Here is a 16977-nt window from a genome sequence, read left to right as displayed (position 1 = left end):
GACCCGACCGGTACCCGCGAAACGGCGCCGCGACGCGGCCGGATGAGTACGATCACGATGTGCCGTCCCACCCCCACGTCTGGCCCGCCGACCGCTGGAACACCCGCCCGGTCAAGGCCCGCGTGCTGGCCGTCGCCCGCACCCTCACCTCGGCGACCCGGGTCCTGGACGTCCTCACCCTGCTGCACCCGGACGGCATCGAGCGGTACTTCACCGTCAACCCCGGCTCCGCCTTCGCCGACCGCGCGCTGGACGACTTCCTCCACGGCCTGCCCGGCTACACCGTGCTGGACTGGGAGGACGCCGTCCGGCGCCGCTTCGACCTGGCCGTCGCCTGCGCCGTCCACGCCTCCATGCACCGTCTGGACGCCCACCTGGTCGTCCTGCCGCACGGCGCCGGCTACAACCGCCTGGTCACCGAGTCCACCGGCGACACGGTCAGCGCCGCCGGCCTCTCCCGCCATGAACTCACCCACCGCGGACGGGTGTTCGTCGACGTCCTCGGCCTCTCCCACCCCGAGCAGCTGGACCGGCTACGGGTCTCCTGCCCCGAGGCACTGGACGTCGCCCAGGTGGTCGGCGACCCCTGCTTCGACCGGATCCTGCGCAGCGAACGCTCCCGCGACGGCTACCGCGCCGCGCTCGGCGCCGTCGACGGCCGCCGGCTCGTCGTCGTCAACTCCACCTGGAGCGAACACTCGTTATTCGGCCGCCATCCCGACCTGCCGCAGCGGCTGGTCCGCCGGCTGCCCGCCGACGAGTACACGGTGGCCGTCGTGCTCCACCCCAACGTGTGGAGCCGGCACGACCCCGAAGCCCTGCTCGACGACGCCCGCCGGATGGGCCTGCGCCTCATCCCGCCCCACCAGGGCTGGCAGGCCGCACTCGTCGCCGCCGACTGCCTGATCGGCGACCACGGCTCGGTCTCCGTCTACGGCGCCGCCCTGGAACGCCGCACCCTGCTCGTCGCCACCGGCGCCGCCGAACTCGACCCGCACTCCCCCAGCTACGCCTTCGGCCAGCACGCACCAGCGCTGGACCCCGACGGCGACCTCGCCGCCCAGCTCGAACTCGCCCTCGCCCATGACCCCGCCGACCTGAGCGACCTCACCGACCGCTCGCTCGCCCACCGCGGCGAATCCGCCCGGGTGCTGCGCCCGCTGCTCTACTCCTTCCTCGGCGGCCTGGACGAACCCGAGGGCGAACCGGTCCTGCCGCCCTACCCCAAGCCCGCGCCCCGCCCGACCGGTGACGGACCCACCGCGTACGACGTCGAGGGCAAGAGCGAGGGCACCGAGGTCAGCCTGCGGCGCTACCCGTTCCACCCGGACGACCACACCCCGCGCGGCTTCCACGCCCTCACCGACGACCACCCCGGCGACGCCCTGCGCTACACCGCCGAGGTCCTCGCCCGCACCGAGCCGCACGCCGAACGCCCCGCCGTCCGCTGGCTCGCCGACACCGCCCTCGAACTGCCCGGCCTCGCCGTCGCGGTGGCCGCCCTCGGCCCGGCCCGCCACCTGCTCCGGCTGCACGGCGGTCTGCTCCTCGAGGCCCGCGCCGAACGGGGCTTCGGCTGCCCCGACCCCAGCCTCGACCCCCTGCTGCTCGGCTCGGCGCTCGCCTGCTGGCTCGCCGACGGCGGCGACCCGGCCGGCCTGCCCGAGCACGGACTCACCGTCCGCACCGGCGAACACCGCACCCGGGTGTCGTTCAGCACTGGAACCTAGCCCGGCAGCTCCTGCAGCTCCCGCAGCCGCGCCCGGCTGCGCTCGGCCAGTTCGGCGTCGTCCAGTTGCTCGGCGAGGGCGACCAGCAGGGAGTGGGCCTGGGCCTCCTTGGCGTACTGCTTGCGGGCCCTGGCCCGCTCGACGCAGGTTCCGGCCTGCTCGACGGCGCGATCGAGCTGCCCGAGCGCCCGGTGGGCCCGGGCGTGCACCAGCGGCAGCTTCATCAGCATGTCGTGGTCCGCGGTGGCCACGGCCCGCACGGTGGCCCCGGCCAACGCGGCCAGCGCCTCGTCCGCACGGCCGTCGGCGATCAGCGCCTGCGCCAGATTGTAGCTCTGCACGATCTCGCCGTGGGCATCGCCCTCGTTGGCCTCCCGGGCCAGCGTGAACCTCTCCACCGCGTCCCCCGGACGGCCGTCGGCCAGGCACAGCAGGCCGTCCGTCTCGTACAGCACGCCCACCACCCGGCGGTCGGCCACCAGCGGCACCTGCTCGGCACCGAGCGCCAACTGTTCGGCGGCGAGCCCGAATTCCTCCCGCTCGTAGTGGGCCCGGGCCAGCTGGTTGTGCATCCGCACCACCGCGTCCGGATTGTTGGCCCACCGGGCCGACTCGATGCCGACCTCGTGGGTGGCGATCCAGTCCGCGTACAGCTTGCGGCCGTGGTAGAGCGGCCACAGCGACTCGCACAGCCGCCACACCTCGTCGTGCCACCGCCGCTCGGCCGCCGCCTCCACCACCGCGCGCAGATTGGCCCGCTCGGCGTGGAGCCACTCCAACGCGTCCGCCCCGCAGCGGAATCCGGGCAGGTCCTCGCCGCTCGGCTCCTGCAGCCGCAGCCGCGCACCCATCGCCCGGTCCGCCAGCGAGGCCCTGCCCCGGTAGTACGCCACCACCCGCGCCAACAGCTCGCCCCGGTCCGGCAGTTCCCGGGCGCAGGCGTAGGCGTGCGTCCGCACCACGTCATGGGCCTGGAAGCGCTCCCCCGGCCCCTGGTCGACGACCACGTCCAGCAGGTGCACGGCGCACAGCTCGTCCAGGGCCTCCTCCGCCCGCTCGACGCCCACCGCGTCCGCCAGTTCGGCCGACACGAAGGGCCCCGGGTGCACGCCGATCAGCCGGTAGAGCGACCGGCCGGGCGAGGAGAGCCGCTGGTACACCGGGTCGTAGGTCTCCCGGAGGTTCCCCTCCTCGTTGTTCAGGATGGCCAACCTGCCTTCCTGGTGGGACAGTTCCGCCACCACCTGGCCGACGGACAGCCGGCCCCGGCCCAGCAGCTGGCTCCCGACGGCGTTCAGCGCGAGCGGCAGCCCCTGGCACCGCTCCACCAGCGCCGCCACCTCCACCTCGGTGCCCCGCCCGGCGCTCAGCCAGCCGCGGACGAGCGCGGCACCGGCCGCCGCACTCAACCGGTCCAGCTCGAGCACCTCGGCCCCCTCCATCCGCAGCGCGTCCAGCCGCCGCCGACCCGCCGCCACCACCAGCCCGCCGGACGGCAGCAGCGCCCGGACCTCGGCGGCGTGCTCGACGTTGTCCAGGAAGATCAGGCACCGCTGATCGGCGGTGACGGTACGGAACTCCCCGAACCGCTCGGCCTCCGCGTCCGGAGGGCGGACCCCGAGAGCCCGCAGGAAGCCCTCCAGCACCCCGGGGAGGTCCACCGCGGACCGGTGCCGGTACGCCTTCAGGTCTGCGTACAGCACCCCGCCCGGGAAGTGCGACGCCCGCTCCTTGGCGAACTTCGCCACCAGCTCGGTCTTGCCCACCCCACCGAGACCACTGAAGGCCACGACCGCCGGCCCGCCCTGCTCGGACCTGGCCAACGCGGCGGTGAGCGCCGCGAGTTCACGCTCACGGTTGACGAAGCTCGCCCGCGGCGGACGCACCTGGTACGGGATCCGGCGCTTAGGCGGCAGGTGGACCGTGACGTTCTGCCCCTGGATCACGTCCCCGTGCACCGTGCCCGACACGCTGTTGGACACCTCGTAGCCGTCCACCCGTGCGCTCCCTCCGACCGGACCGGGCCCCAGCCTACGGCGTGGGCCCGCCCCCGGGGCTGAGTCCGCCTCAGGATCCGCCTCAGGACCCGCCTCAGGCCGCCTGGCAGGTCGGGCACCAGAACAGGTTGCGCGCCGCGTGCTCCTCCGTCCGCACCTCCGTGCCGCAGACCAGGCAGGGCATCGCAGCGCGGCGGTAGACGTACACCTCGCCGCCGTGGTCGTCCACCCGGGGCGGGCGGCCCATCGCCTCGGGGGTGTGCTCGGGCCGGACGGTGTCGATCCGGCCGGCGGCGACGCCCTCGCGCATCAGGGCGACCAGGTCGGCCCAGATCGCGTCCCACTCGCGACGGGTGAGGTCGCGGCCGGCCCGGTGCGGGTTGACGCGGTGGCGGAACAGCACCTCGGCGCGGTAGACGTTGCCGACCCCGGCCAGCACCTTCTGGTCCATCAGCAGCGCGGCGACGGTCGTCCGGCTGCCGGATATCCGGCGCCAGGCGGCCTCCGGGTCGGCGTCGGCGCGCAGCGGGTCGGGGCCGAGGCGGGCGGCGACGGCGGCCTTCTCGGCGTCGGTGACCAGCGCACAGGTGTTGGGACCGCGCAGGTCGGCGTAGCCGCCGTCATTGGCCAGCCGCAGCCGGACCAGGCCGACGGGCTCGGGCGCGGGCCCGTCGCCGAAGGTGAAGCCGCCGTAGAGGCCGAGGTGGATGTGCACCCAGGCGCCCTCCTCGAAGCCCAGGAACAGGTGCTTGCCGGTGGCCTCCGCGCCCGTGAGCAGTTGCCCGTCGATCGCCTTGGCCTCGTCGGCGAAGCGGCCCTGCGGGCTGGAGACCCGCACCGGGCGGCCGGCGAAGGCCTGGCGGTTCTGACCGGCGAGGCGGTGGATGATGTGGCCTTCCGGCACGGGCGTCAGCTCCCCGGGTGGTTCTGGCGGGTCCGCTCCATCATCGCAGCCCCCACCGACAGCTCCACGACCAGCGGGTCAGCGGACCGGCATCCCCATCAGCCGGGCGAGGATGACCCGGTCCAGCTCGGCGGCCGTACCGGCGACGTCCAGGTACGAGTTGTCGATGATCGGCAGCCCGGAGTTGTACCAGCCGGCCATCCGGCCGTGGATGCGCGCCACCTCCTCGTCACCGAGCCGCCTGGTCCCGCTGCGGCGGGCGTTGCGGCGCAGCACCGAGTCCAGGCTGGGCAGCAGCACGACCGGGATCATGCCGGGGCCGATGTGCCGCTTCCAGCCGCCGAGGCCGATCGCCGGACGGTCCGGGAAGACGGCGTCGTCGATGATGCAGGAGATGCCGTTGGCCAGGTAGTTGCGGCAGGCGAAGCCGCAGGTGCGGCGGGCCAGCCGGTACTGGGCCTCGGAGGCGTTGTTCCAGCCGGACTGCGGGTTGGCGAAGCCGGACTGCACCCACTCCCGGACGTCGTCCAGGCTGATGTGCGCGGTCGGGGTGGCCCGGCGCTCGGCCCAGTACCGGGCGACGGTGGTCTTGCCCGCCCCGGCGGGGCCGATCAGCAGCACGGCGATCGGCCCGGCGGGCGCGTGCCGCTGCGGCGGGTGGGCGGGGAGCTGGACGGGCGTGCCGGTGGGCAGCACGAAGTGCCCGGTGCCGCCGGCCGGTACGGGCGCGGTGGGCACCGGCCGCGGCGCAGCGGGGGGCACCGGCCGCGGCGCACCGGCGGGTGCGGGCGCCGGCGCGGGCCGGGGTGCCTGAGCAGGTGCCGGAGCGACGGCCGGTGCCGGCCCCGGCACCGGACCGGAAGCAGGAGCCGCCCCCGGCCGAACGGTCGGCGGCGGCGGAGCGGGCGACGGAACCGTCGCTCCCGACGGGGACGCCCCCGCACCGCCCCCCGGCGGCACCGGCGGAGCGGCGGGACGCGGCGGGACCTGCCCACCTGCGGCGTACTGCGTCACGGCACCTCCCGACAACTCTCAGCGGGACACTACACGGCGGCCCGGCAACGGGCACAGTCCGCCGCCGGGCCGCTGACCAGCTGTCAGCGCGAGGTGAGCTGCTCCGCCAGGGCGCGCAGGGCCAGTTCGTACGACCCGAGCCCGAACCCCGCGATGGTCCCGGAGGCCACCGCCGCGATCACCGAGGTGTGCCGGAAGGTCTCCCGCGCGTACGGGTTGGAGATGTGCACCTCGATCAGCGGCGCGGTGCGCTGCGCCGCGGCGTCCCGCATCGCGTACGAGTAGTGGGTGAACGCGCCCGGGTTGATCACCACGGGCACCTTCCCGTCGGCCGCCTCGTGCAGCCACTCCACCATCTGCTGCTCGGAGTTGGTCTCGTGCACCTCGACCTCGAAGCCGAACTCCTTGCCCAGCGCGGTGCAGCGCTCGACCAGCCCGGCGTACGAGGTGGCGCCGTAGACGTCCGGCTCGCGGCTGCCCAGCCGGCCGAGGTTGGGGCCGTTGAGCACCATCACCCGGGTCACGCCGAGACCTCCGCGTAGGCGGCGACCAGCAGGGACGGGTCGGGGCCCTCCAGCACGGAGGTCTTGCCGAGGCCGTCCAGGACGATGAAGCGGATCAGGTCGCCGCGCGACTTCTTGTCGATCTTCATGGCGTCCAGCAGCTTCGGCCAGGCGTCCGCCCGGTAGGTCAGCGGGAGGCCGACCGAAGCCAGTACGGTGCGGTGCCGGTCGGCCGTCTCGTCGTCCAACCGCCCGGCCAGCCGGCCGAGTTCGGCCGCGAAGACCATGCCGATGGAGATCGCCGCGCCGTGCCGCCACTTGTAGCGCTCGTTGCGCTCGATGGCGTGGCCCAGGGTGTGGCCGTAGTTGAGGATCTCGCGCCGGCCGGACTCCTTGAGGTCCCCGGAGACCACGTCGGCCTTGACCTGGATGGCCCGGCGGATCAGCTCGACGGTGTGCGGGCCGGCCGGGGTCTTCGCGCCCTCCGGGTCGGCCTCGACCAGGTCGAGGATGACCGGGTCGGCGATGAAGCCGCACTTGATGACCTCGGCGAGGCCGGAGACGTAGTCGTGCTTGGGCACGGTCTCCAGGGTGCCGAGGTCGGCCAGCACGCCCACCGGCGGGTGGAAGGCGCCGACCATGTTCTTGCCCTCGGCGATGTTGATGCCGGTCTTGCCACCGACGGCCGCGTCGACCATGCCGAGCAGCGTGGTGGGCATGGAGATCCAGCGCACCCCGCGCAGCCAGGTGGCCGCGACGAAGCCGGCCAGGTCGGTGGTGGCCCCGCCGCCGAGGCCGACGATGACGTCGCTGCGGGTGAACCCGGTCTGCCCGAGCACCGACCAGCAGTACGCGGCGACCTCGGCGCTCTTCGCCTCCTCGGCGTTGGGCACCTGCAGCGCGATCGCCTCGTACCCCTCGCCGGCCAGGTCCTCGCGGATGGCGTCGGCGGTGGCGGCCAGCGCCTCCGGGTGGATGATCGCGACCCGCTTGGCGCGCGGCCCGACCAGCGGCGCCAGCTCGCCGAGCAACTGGTGCCCGATCAGCACGTCGTACGGGTCGTGGCCGGCGCTGCCGCCGACGTGGATCCTGACGGTGGTGTCAGTCATGGGGGGTCTTCAGCTCCAGTGCTTCCAGTACGGCGTCCGCGACCTGCTCCGGGGTGCGGTCGGCGGTGTCGACGACGGCGGTGGCCACCTCCAGGTAGAGGGGGCGGCGGGCCTCCATCAGCTCGCGCCAGCGGGCCCGCGGGTTGACGGCCAGCAGCGGGCGCGGGGCGTCCAGGCCGACCCGCTTGACCGCGTCGCCCAGCGGGACCTCCAGGAAGACCACCGGCAGCTCGCGCAGCAGCTCGCGGGTGGCCTCGGCCATCACCGCGCCGCCGCCGAGCGCCAGCACTCCGCCGTGTCCCTCCGCCGCCGCGCGCACCGCCCGGACCTCCAGCTCGCGGAAGTGCGGCTCGCCCTCGTCGATGAAGATCTCCGGGATGGGCTTGCCGGCCAGCGCCTCGATGTCGGCGTCGGTGTCCCGGAAGCCGACGCCCAGGCGCTCGGCCAGGGCCCGCCCGACGGTGGACTTGCCACTGCCGGGCGGGCCGACCAGCACCACGACGGGCTGAGTCATCGGACGATCAGGTTGTCGAGGTAGCCCTGCACGTTGCGACGGGTCTCGGAGACGTTGTCGCCACCGAACTTCTCGCTGACCGCGTCGGCCAGCACCAGCGCGACCATCGCCTCGGCGACGATGCCGGCGGCCGGCACCGCGCAGACGTCCGAGCGCTGGTGGTGCGCCTTGGCCGGCTCGCCGGTGCGCACGTCCAGCGTCTGCAGCGCCCGCGGCACGGTCGCGATCGGCTTCATCGCGGCGCGCACCCGCAGCACCTCACCGGTGGTCAGGCCGCCCTCGGTGCCGCCGGAGCGGCCGGAGGTGCGCTTGACGCCCTCGGGCGTCGGGACGATCTCGTCGTGCGCCTTCGAGCCCGGCACCCGGGCCAGCTCGAAGCCGTCGCCGACCTCGACGCCCTTGATCGCCTGGATGCCCATCAGGGCGGCGGCCAGCCGGGCGTCCAGCCGGCGGTCCCAGTGCACGTGCGAGCCGAGGCCCACCGGCACGCCGTACGCCAGCACCTCGACCACGCCACCGAGGGTGTCGCCGTCCTTGTGGGCCTGGTCGATCTCGGCGACCATCGCCTTCGAGGCGTCCGCGTCCAGGCAGCGCACCGGGTCGGCGTCCAGCCGGGCCTCGTCCGAGGGCAGCGGCACCACACCGGCCGGCGCCTTGGCGGCGGCCAGCTCGACCACGTGGCTGACGATCTCGATCCCGGCCACCTCGCGCAGGTACGCGCGGGCGACGGCGCCCAGCGCGACCCGGGCGGCCGTCTCCCGGGCGCTGGCGCGCTCCAGGATCGGCCGGGCCTCGTCGATCGAGTACTTCTGCATGCCGGCCAGGTCGGCGTGGCCGGGCCGGGGGCGGGTCAGCGCCTCGTTGCGGGCCAGGCCGGCCAGCACCTCGGGGTCGACCGGGTCGGCCGACATGACCTGCTCCCACTTCGGCCACTCGGTGTTGCCGACCATGATCGCGACCGGGCTGCCCATGGTCAGGCCGTGCCGGACGCCACCGAGGAAGGTCACCTCGTCCTGTTCGAACTTCATCCGCGCCCCGCGGCCGTAACCGAGCCGGCGCCGCGCCAGCGCGTCGGCCACCACGTCGGTGGTGACCGGTACACCGGCGGGAAGGCCTTCCAGCGTCGCGACGAGTGCGGGGCCGTGCGACTCCCCCGCCGTCAGCCAGCGCAACGTACCCAACGGAGCTCCTTCATCAGCGGACCGGTCCACGGCACCGCCGCGACCCGCCCGAGCGTGCCTTCTGCCCGAATCCTTTCATGACCAGGCGGCCCCCGGGGGCAGAGTCCGGGTGACGGACGGCACCCGGTCACCCAACGAAACGATCTAGGTCCAAAAAGTCCCTAACGCCCGGCGAGCGCCTTCTCCCCCGCCTCGCGCATCGCCGCCAGCGGTCCGGGCGCGCGCCCGGTGAAGGCCTCGCTCTGCAGCACCGCCTGGTGCACCAACAGGTCCAGACCCCCCAGGACGGTCGACCCGCGCTCGGCACAGGCCGCCGCCAGCGCCGTCGGCCAGGGGTGGTACAGCACGTCGAACAGCGCGCCGGGGGCCGTCGGCAGCGAGCCGGCGAAGACGTCGGTCGCGCCGACCGGCGTGGTGGAGACGGTCAGCGGCCGCTCCAGCGCCTCGGCGCCGCGCTCCCAGTCGGCGGTGCGCACCGCGACGCCGAGCCGCTCGCCCAGCTCGGCCATCTCCCGGGCCCGCTCGGCGCTGCGCACGTAGACCGTCACCTCGCCGGTGCAGACCTGGGCGAGCGCCGCCAGCGCCGAGGAGGCGGTGGCTCCGGCGCCCAGCACGGCGGCGGCCGGCACCTCGGTGATTCCGCGCTCGCGCAGCGCGTTGACCAGCCCGGGGACGTCGGTGTTGTCCCCGGTGCGCCGCCCGTCGGCGGTGAACACCACGGTGTTCACCGCGTCCACCGAGCGGGCCGTCGCACTGACCTCGTCCAGCAGCGGGATGATCGCCCGCTTCAGGGGCATGGTCAGCGACAGCCCCGCCCACTCGGCCTCGTCCAGCCCGGCGAGGAAGCCGGGCAGGCCGGCCTCGTCGACCTCGAAGCGGTCGTAGCGCCAGCCGTCCAGCCCGAGCGCCGCGAAGGCGGCCCGGTGCAGGTCCGGCGAGAGCGAGTGGGCGATCGGCGAGCCGAGGACGGCCGCCCGGTACTTGCTGGTCAACGCTGCCTCTCCGTCAATTGCCTTCCGGCTCTGGCTACTTCTGGGTGGTGCAGTGACCGCGGGCGTCGTCGAAGCCCTGACCGGCGGCGGTGCAGTACTCCTTGACGTTGGCCTTGTGCTCCGCGTACGTCTCGGCGAACCGGGTCTCGGTCGGGGACATCGCGATGAAGTACAGCCACTTGCCGTCCGCCGGGTGCAGCACCGCGTTGATCGCCTCGTCGCCGGGGTTGGAGATGGGCGTCGGCGGCAGGCCCGGGTTCAGGTAGGTGTTGTACTTGTTGGACGCGTTGTCCATGTCGCTTCTGTTGAGGTCCTTGCGGCCCAGCGAGTACTGCAGCGTGGTGTCCATTCCGAGACGGTGCTGCGTCTCGTTGCTCGCCAATCGGTTCTGGATCGTCCTGGCCATCTTGGCGAAGTCCGACGGGTTGTTACCCTCGCGCTGCAGGATGCTCGCCTCGGTGATCACCTCGTAGCCGTTCTTGAGGCCCACCGAGGCGGCCTGGCCGTCCAGGTTCGCGTACTTGTCGACGGCGTTCTTCACCATCTGCTTGAGCAGGTCCTCGGGCTTCATGCCGTCGGAGATGTTGTAGCGGGTCGGCCAGAGGAATCCCTCGATGTTGCCGGTCGCGTACGCGGGCAGGCCGAGGTCGTTGACCTGGGCCTTGGCGACGTTCGCCGTGGTGCCCTTCTGGAGCTTCAGCTTGGCGTCGATCATGGCGTAGATCTCGGAGGAGTTCTTGCCCTCCGGGAACACGATCGCCGCGCCGCCGGCCTGGTCGAGCAGTTCCTTGAGCGCGGCCGCGGCCGGCAGCTCCTTCTTCAGCGTGTAGAAGCCCGGCTGGATGGTGCCGCACTTGGGCTCGACCGCGTCGCAGGCCTTGGTGAACGCGTCGACGCTCTTGACCACGTCGGCGTTCTTCAGGGCGAGACCGATCTGGCCGCCGACCGCGCCCGGCTTGACCTCGACCTGGACGGAGCCGGTGCCCTCCCCGGTGAAGTCCGGCGGCGGGCCGAAGTGCTTCTGGTAGAAGCCGTAGCCCCACCAGCCGGCGCCGCCGAGCAGGCCGACCAGCACCAGCGCGACCACCAGGCAGGCGCCGCCGTTGCGGCGGCCCGCCTTCTTGCCCTTCTCCTTGCGCTTCTTCTGCGCCTCGCGGGATTCGTCCTGCTCGCCGAGGAAGCCGACCTCCTCGGCCTCGGCGTGCTCCTCGAGGTAGCCGTCCTCGCCGTGGAGCTCGCCCTCGTGCCGGCCGTCCCACTCCTCGGCCTCGGGCTCGTGCGCCCCGGCGACCGGGTCGGCGCCGGACTCCAGCGCGGCGGCCTCGGCCTCCCAGTCGATCCCGTCCGGGCCGGGACCGGCGGCGGGCTCGGGCGCGGACGCCTGCGGGGCGACCTGCTGCTGAACGGGCTGCGGCTGGACCTGCTGCTGCGGCATGCCCTGGTGCTGCATCGGCATCTGCTGCTGGGGATAGCCCTGCTGGGGCATCCCCTGCTGCATCGGCATCTGTTGCTGGGGGTAGCCGTGCTGGGTCATGCCCTGCTGCTGATACCCCTGCTCAAAACCCTGCTGTTGCGGATAACCCTGCTGCTGGTACCCCTGCGGGTATCCCTCCTGCATCTGCTGCTGATGCACGCCCCCCATCTGCTGGAGGTGGGCCTGCTGCACGTCCCCGTACGGCTGCTGGCCGTGCTGCGGGTACTGCTGCTGCCACTGGCCGTCCTGCTGGCCGGGGACCGGCTGCTGGCCGCCGTACCCGGGATCACCGGGGTGCCACGGCTCGCCCTGGGGGCCGTAGCCCCGACCCAGATCGGTCATTGATCCCCTTAACCGACGGTGACGACCGGAGGATCGGACCGGCCGTCCGGGACGACGCCGTCCCGGCTGATTCTCGAACCGGCGTGCTAGCGCAGCGCCTGGGAGGAGACGTTACCGTACCGCAGCCGTACCCCCGCCCGGGCGGACGCGCTGTCAGTGAGCGACCTCACCCGTGGCGCACGGGGCCGTCACGGGGTCGTCGCGCCCGCCGTCGAGGGCGTGGCGGAGGCCGGGGACCTCGGTTTGGCCGCCCGGGCGGCGTTGAACTCCGCCACGTTGCGCTGGTGCACCTCGAAGCTGTCGGTGAAGCGCGTGTCGCCCGGCTTCACGGTCACGAAGTACAGCCAGTCGCCCGGCGTCGGGTCCAGCGCCGCCATGATCGCCTGCCGTCCGGGGTTGGAGATCGGCGACGGCGGCAGGCCCGGGTGCAGGTAGGTGTTGTACGGGGAGTCCAGGTTGGTGTCGGTGACGGTGGTGTTCAGGGTCGAGCGGCCGAGCGCGTAGTTGATGGTGGAGTCCAGCTGCAGCGGCATCCCCTTCGCCAGCCGGTTGTAGATGACCCGGGCCACCTTGCCCATGTCCTCGGTGTTGTCGGCCTCGCCCTGGACCATGCTGGCGACGGTGACCAGCCCGTACAGGCTCTGCCCGAGGTTCTGTGCGACGACTTTCGCGTCGTCCTGGCTGAACTCCTTGCCGGCCCGGTCGACCATCTGCTTCAGCAGGTCCAGCGGGGTGGTGCTGTCGGTGACGGCGTACCTGGCGGGGAACAGGTAGCCCTCCGGGCTGCCGTTGGCGAAGTCCGGCAGGCCGAGCTCGGCGCCCTGCTCCTTGGCGGCCTTCTGGGTGGTGCCCTCGGGGAGGTTCAGCTTCTTGTCGATCGCCGCGTAGATCTGGTAGCCGCGCCAGCCCTCGGGGATGGTGAGCCCGTTGGCGTTGGCCGGGTCGATCAGGATGGACAGCGCGGCGGCGGCCGACATCTTCTGCTTGAGCGTGTACGTCCCGGGCTGGATCCGCCCGGCGGCCGCGCTGCCCTTCGCTGCCCGGGTGAAGGCGAGCGAGCTGGCCACCACCCCGTTGCGGACCAGCGCGGAGGCGATCTGGGACAGGCCCGCGCCCTCGGGCACCGAGACCTGCACCCTGCCGTCGCCCTGCCCCGCGTAGTCGGCGGCCGCCGGGGCTTTGCGCTGCCGCTGCAACCAGGTGTAGCCGGTGAGCCCGATCCCGCCGAAGACCGCGACCAGCGCGAAGGCGGTGAGCGCGCAGGCCAGTCCGTTACGCCGTCGGTGCGGATCCGGCGCATCGGAGCGCGGCCGGGGCGCACCCGGCGGACGGCCCTCCGGCTCCAGCACCGGCGCACCGAGGTGGCCCGGCGTGAGGCCCGGCTGGAAGTCCTGGTCGATCATGGCTCGCGGCCCCCTCGGCTGTCCCGAAATCGCTGCGAATCGCCCCGATACGACTCATATCGGTACAGATAGATCCAGATCGTCCCAGATCAATCCGAAACGGACACCGGAGCGAGCGAAAAGGGGTCCGTGCGAACGCGTCCGCACGGACCCCTCATCGGGACGTTAGAGCAGGCCGGTCAGCCGACCGCCTCGACGCTCTCACCGGGTGGGCGTCCGCTCACCCGTTCGGACTCAAGGGCGGTCTGCAGGATCACCACCGCGGCGGCCTGGTCGACCACCGAGCGGCCCTTCTTCGCCTTGACCCCCGAGGCGCGCAGCCCGTGGGTCGCGGTGACGGTCGACATCCGCTCGTCCACCAGCCGCACCGGCACCGGGTAGAGCCGGTTGGCCAGCCGCGCCGCGTACGCCCGGACCTTCTCCGCCGCCGGGCCCTCCTTGCCGCTGAGCGAGCGCGGCAGCCCGACGATCACCTCGATCGCGTCGTACTCCTCGACGATCGCGGCGATCCGGGCCTGCGACTTCACCCCGGCCGGGACGGTCTCCACCGGCGTGGCGAGCACCCCGTCGGGGTCGCAGGACGCGACCCCGATCCGGGCGTCGCCGACGTCGACGGCGATCCGCCGGCCACGCCGGAAGGGCTTCGGCTCCGGTTCGGTCATCAGGAGGCGCGCTCCGCGACCAGGCCGCGCACCGCGGCGATGGCCTCGCCGACCGCGGCCGGGTTGGAGCCGCCGCCCTGGGCGACGTCGTCCTTGCCGCCACCGCCGCCGCCGAGGGTCTTGGCGGCGGTGCGGACCAGCTCACCGGCCTTGATGCCGCGGCCGCGGGCGTCCTCATTGGTGGCGATCACGGTCAGCGGGCGGTCGTTCGCCACGGCGAACGCGGCGACCACGGCCGGGCGCGAGCCCAGCCGGCCGCGCACGTCCAGGACCAGCTTGCGCAGCTCGTCCGCACCCACGCCGTCGGCGACCTGCGCGGCGACCACGGCGATGCCGTGCACGTCCTCGGCCGAGTCGGCCAGGCCCGCCGCGGCGGCCAGCACCTTCTCGGCGCGGAAGCGCTCGATCTCCTTCTCGGCGTCCTTGAGCTTGGTGAGCATGCCCGAGATCTTCTCCGGCAGCTCCTCCGGGCGGCCCTTGACCAGCTCGGTCAGCTGGGCCACCACGGTGTGCTCGCGGGCCAGGAACTTGTACGCGTCGACGCCGACCAGCGCCTCCACCCGGCGCACGCCGGAGCCGATCGAGGACTCGCCGAGCAGCTTCACCAGGCCCAGCTGGGCGGTGTTGCCGACGTGGGTGCCACCGCACAGCTCCTTGGAGAAGTCGCCGATGGTGACGACCCGCACCTCGTCGCCGTACTTCTCGCCGAACATCGCGATGGCGCCGGCCTTGCGGGCCTGGTCCATCGTCATGACCTCGGCGGTGACGTCGAGCTCGCGGCCCAGCACGTCGTTGATCTTCTGCTCGACGTCCACCAGCACGCTGCCCGGAACGGCGGCGGGCGAGCCGAAGTCGAAGCGGAAGCGGCCCGGGGCGTTCTCGGAGCCGGCCTGGGCGGCCGTCGGGCCGAGCGCGTCGCGCAGCGCCTGGTGGGTCAGGTGGGTGGCCGAGTGGGCGCGGGCGATCGCCCGGCGGCGCTCGGTGTCGATCGTGGCGTACGCCGAGGCGCCGAGCACGACCTCGCCGAACAGCACGCCGCCGGAGTGCACGATGACGCCCGGGACGGGCTGCTGCACGTCGCGGATCTCCACCACCGCGCCGGACTCCAGCCGGATCCGGCCGTGGTCGGCGAGCTGGCCGCCGCCCTCGGCGTAGAACGGGGTGCGGTCGAGGATGAGCTCGACCTCGTCGCCCTCGGAGGCGGCCGGCGACGGAACGCCGTCCACCAGCAGGCCGACCACGGTGGCCTCGCCCTCGGTCAGGGTGTAACCGGTGAAGACGCTCGCGCCGGACTTGTCGGCGACCTCGCGGTACGCGGCGACGTCGGCGTGGCCCATCTTCTTGGCCTTGGCGTCCGCCTTGGCGCGGTCCCGCTGCTCCTGCATCAGGCGGCGGAAGCCGGCCTCGTCCACCTGGAGGCCCTGCTCCTCGGCCATCTCCAGGGTGAGGTCGATCGGGAAGCCGTAGGTGTCGTGCAGCTTGAACGCCTGCTCGCCGGAGAGCACCACGCCGCCGGACTGCTTGGTGTCGGTGACCGCGGCGTCCAGCAGGTTGGTGCCCGCCTTCAGGGTCTGCAGGAAGGCCGACTCCTCGGCGACGATGACCGTCTCGATGCGCTTGCGGTCGGTCTCCAGCTCCGGGTACTGCGGGGCCATCGCCTTGATGGCGATGTCGGTGAGCTCCTTGGCCACCGGCTCGGTGGCGCCCAGCAGGCGCATGTTGCGGATGGCGCGGCGCAGGATGCGGCGCAGCACGTAGCCGCGGCCCTCGTTGCCGGGGGTGACGCCGTCGCCGACCAGCATCAGCGCGGTGCGGATGTGGTCGGTGACCACGCGCAGCGAGACGTCCGACTTGTGGTCGGCGCCGTAGGTGTGGCCGGTGAGCTCGGCGGCGCGGTCGAGGATCATCCGGCTGGTGTCGATCTCGAAGAGGTTGTCGACGCCCTGCAGGATGGCGGCGAGGCGCTCGAGGCCGAGACCGGTGTCGATGTTCTTGCTCGGCAGGTCGCCGAGGATCTCGAAGCCGTCCTTGCCGTCGCCGTGGCCGCGCTCGTACTGCATGAAGACCAGGTTCCAGATCTCCAGGTAGCGCTCGCCGTTGACGGCCGGGCCGCCCTCCTCGCCGTAGGCGGGGCCGCGGTCGTAGTTGATCTCCGAGCACGGGCCGCACGGGCCGGGCACGCCCATCGACCAGAAGTTGTCCTTCATGCCGAGGCGCTGGATGCGCTCGGCCGGCACGCCGATGACGTCGCGCCAGATCTGCTCGGCCTCGTCGTCGTCCTTGTAGACGGTGATCCAGAGCTTCTCCTTCTCCAGGCCGTAGCCACCCTCCGCGACGGGAGTGGTGAGCAGCTCCCAGGCGAACTTGATGGCTCCTTCCTTGAAGTAGTCACCGAAGGAGAAGTTGCCGCACATCTGGAAGAAGGAGCCGTGCCGGGTGGTCTTCCCGACCTCCTCGATGTCCAGGGTGCGCACGCACTTCTGGACGCTGGTGGCGCGCGAGAACTGCGGCTTGACCTCGCCCAGGAAGTAGGGCTTGAACGGCACCATGCCGGCGTTGACGAGCAGCAGGGTGGGGTCGTCGGCGACCAGGGACGCCGACGGAACGACGGTGTGGCCGCGCTCCTCGAAGAAGCGCAGCCAGCGGCGGCGGATCTCAGCCGACTCCATTAGTGGTCCTTCCGGTTCGTTCCGCTCCGCGGCAGGGCTCGGCGGGGCGTTTCTTCAATGGTCTGTGGGATGGTTCGGCCCCCACCGTCGGGCAGGGCGCGGGCGGGAGGCAGGGCGGCGGCCGGGCGACCGGGCGCCGCCGAGATAGCTCGGTACTGCGGCTCGCGTGTGGGGGGCAACGCGGAGCGTTTCCCAAGAAGGGTGGTGGCGGGCGACGGGTGGGGACGGCGGGTGCTCCGGGGCTCCACCACGGCGGTGCCGTGCAGGCCGAGGTCGTCCTTCAGCTGCTCCTCGCGCTCGGCCATGCCGGAGCGCACGTCCTGGGCGAACTGCTTGGCCAGGTCGCCCAGGTGCAGCGCGCCGCGCGCGGCGGTGCCGGAGAGGCTGTCCGGGGTGAGTCGCTGCACCGCGCCGTTGGCCTTGTTCATGGCCCACACGGCGGCGCCGGCGCCGACCGCCATCCAGAAGATCCGTGCCATGCCG

Annotated in this window: 15 protein-coding genes; 2 read left to right on the top strand and 13 right to left on the bottom strand. The window is 73.0% G+C overall.

The window, feature by feature from the left end; all coding sequences use genetic code 11:
- Nucleotides 1–59: 59 nt before the first annotated feature.
- Nucleotides 60–1730: a hypothetical protein gene (locus tag O1G21_RS31335; RefSeq protein WP_270148385.1), complete on the top strand. Its 1671-nt coding sequence runs from the start codon at nt 60–62 to the stop codon at nt 1728–1730.
- Here O1G21_RS31335 and O1G21_RS31330 read toward each other — a convergent pair.
- The 9 genes from O1G21_RS31330 to mltG (O1G21_RS31290) form a co-directional block, all read right to left on the bottom strand.
- Nucleotides 1727–3727, bottom strand: coding sequence for an AAA family ATPase (locus O1G21_RS31330; protein WP_270148384.1), 2001 nt, complete (start codon nt 3725–3727; stop codon nt 1727–1729). The two genes, O1G21_RS31335 and O1G21_RS31330, sit on opposite strands and share 4 nt — an antisense overlap.
- A 94-nt stretch (nt 3728–3821) precedes the next feature.
- Nucleotides 3822–4631 (bottom strand): Fpg/Nei family DNA glycosylase, encoded by an 810-nt coding sequence (locus tag O1G21_RS31325; protein ID WP_270148382.1) that lies wholly within the window; start codon nt 4629–4631, stop codon nt 3822–3824.
- Between the two features lie 78 nt (nt 4632–4709).
- The gene (locus tag O1G21_RS31320; protein WP_405000840.1) at nt 4710–5591 is read right to left on the bottom strand and encodes an AAA family ATPase; all 882 of its coding nucleotides are present in this window, start codon (nt 5589–5591) and stop codon (nt 4710–4712) included.
- 137 nt (nt 5592–5728) lie between these two features.
- Nucleotides 5729–6157 (bottom strand): type II 3-dehydroquinate dehydratase, encoded by a 429-nt coding sequence (gene aroQ, locus O1G21_RS31315; RefSeq protein WP_270151363.1) that lies wholly within the window; start codon nt 6155–6157, stop codon nt 5729–5731.
- Between the two features lie 8 nt (nt 6158–6165).
- The gene (gene aroB, locus O1G21_RS31310) at nt 6166–7257 is read right to left on the bottom strand and encodes a 3-dehydroquinate synthase (RefSeq protein WP_270148380.1); all 1092 of its coding nucleotides are present in this window, start codon (nt 7255–7257) and stop codon (nt 6166–6168) included.
- Nucleotides 7250–7771, bottom strand: a complete 522-nt coding sequence (locus tag O1G21_RS31305) for a shikimate kinase (RefSeq protein ID WP_270148378.1) — start codon at nt 7769–7771, stop codon at nt 7250–7252. The genes aroB and O1G21_RS31305 overlap by 8 nt, the downstream gene beginning before the upstream one ends.
- Nucleotides 7768–8952, bottom strand: coding sequence for a chorismate synthase (gene aroC, locus O1G21_RS31300; protein ID WP_270148377.1), 1185 nt, complete (start codon nt 8950–8952; stop codon nt 7768–7770). The genes O1G21_RS31305 and aroC overlap by 4 nt, the downstream gene beginning before the upstream one ends.
- Nucleotides 8953–9113: 161 nt before the next feature.
- Nucleotides 9114–9944, bottom strand: a complete 831-nt coding sequence (locus tag O1G21_RS31295; RefSeq protein WP_270148375.1) for a shikimate dehydrogenase — start codon at nt 9942–9944, stop codon at nt 9114–9116.
- Nucleotides 9945–9978: 34 nt separating this feature from the next.
- Nucleotides 9979–11478: an endolytic transglycosylase MltG gene (gene mltG / locus O1G21_RS31290; RefSeq protein WP_270148374.1), complete on the bottom strand. Its 1500-nt coding sequence runs from the start codon at nt 11476–11478 to the stop codon at nt 9979–9981.
- Here mltG (O1G21_RS31290) and O1G21_RS31285 point away from each other — a divergent pair.
- On the top strand, nt 11467–11763 hold the full coding sequence (locus O1G21_RS31285) for a hypothetical protein (protein ID WP_270148373.1): 297 nt from the start codon (nt 11467–11469) through the stop codon (nt 11761–11763). The two genes, mltG (O1G21_RS31290) and O1G21_RS31285, sit on opposite strands and share 12 nt — an antisense overlap.
- A gap of 185 nt (nt 11764–11948) precedes the next feature.
- On the opposite strand, the gene mltG (O1G21_RS31280) is transcribed toward O1G21_RS31285, so the two are convergent.
- From mltG (O1G21_RS31280) to O1G21_RS31265, 4 genes are all read right to left on the bottom strand, one after another.
- Nucleotides 11949–13163 carry an endolytic transglycosylase MltG gene (gene mltG, locus O1G21_RS31280; RefSeq protein ID WP_270148372.1) on the bottom strand — a complete coding sequence of 405 codons (1215 nt, stop codon included), beginning with the start codon at nt 13161–13163 and terminating at the stop codon, nt 11949–11951.
- Nucleotides 13164–13342: 179 nt separating this feature from the next.
- Nucleotides 13343–13825, bottom strand: a complete 483-nt coding sequence (ruvX, locus tag O1G21_RS31275; protein ID WP_270148371.1) for a Holliday junction resolvase RuvX — start codon at nt 13823–13825, stop codon at nt 13343–13345.
- Nucleotides 13825–16494 (bottom strand): alanine--tRNA ligase, encoded by a 2670-nt coding sequence (gene alaS / locus O1G21_RS31270; protein ID WP_270148370.1) that lies wholly within the window; start codon nt 16492–16494, stop codon nt 13825–13827. The genes ruvX and alaS overlap by 1 nt, the downstream gene beginning before the upstream one ends.
- Nucleotides 16494–16973, bottom strand: a complete 480-nt coding sequence (locus O1G21_RS31265; RefSeq protein WP_270148369.1) for a DUF6167 family protein — start codon at nt 16971–16973, stop codon at nt 16494–16496. The genes alaS and O1G21_RS31265 overlap by 1 nt, the downstream gene beginning before the upstream one ends.
- Nucleotides 16974–16977: the final 4 nt, after the last annotated feature.

It is taken from the genome of Kitasatospora cathayae (genome assembly GCF_027627435.1).
Taxonomy (GTDB): Bacteria; Actinomycetota; Actinomycetes; order Streptomycetales; family Streptomycetaceae; genus Kitasatospora; species Kitasatospora cathayae.
Note: the sequence above shows the minus strand (reverse complement) of the source record. Positions and strands in the feature narration are given on the sequence as shown.

Coding starts and splice junctions, on each gene's coding strand:
- aroQ (WP_270151363.1), bottom strand. CDS start 6,157: ATGGTGCTCAACGGCCCCAACCTCGGCCGGCTGGGCAGCCGCGAGCCG.
- aroB (WP_270148380.1), bottom strand. CDS start 7,257: ATGACTGACACCACCGTCAGGATCCACGTCGGCGGCAGCGCCGGCCAC.
- O1G21_RS31305 (WP_270148378.1), bottom strand. CDS start 7,771: ATGACTCAGCCCGTCGTGGTGCTGGTCGGCCCGCCCGGCAGTGGCAAG.
- mltG (WP_270148374.1), bottom strand. CDS start 11,478: ATGACCCAGCACGGCTACCCCCAGCAACAGATGCCGATGCAGCAGGGG.
- mltG (WP_270148372.1), bottom strand. CDS start 13,163: ATGATCGACCAGGACTTCCAGCCGGGCCTCACGCCGGGCCACCTCGGT.
- ruvX (WP_270148371.1), bottom strand. CDS start 13,825: ATGACCGAACCGGAGCCGAAGCCCTTCCGGCGTGGCCGGCGGATCGCC.
- alaS (WP_270148370.1), bottom strand. CDS start 16,494: ATGGAGTCGGCTGAGATCCGCCGCCGCTGGCTGCGCTTCTTCGAGGAG.
- O1G21_RS31265 (WP_270148369.1), bottom strand. CDS start 16,973: ATGGCACGGATCTTCTGGATGGCGGTCGGCGCCGGCGCCGCCGTGTGG.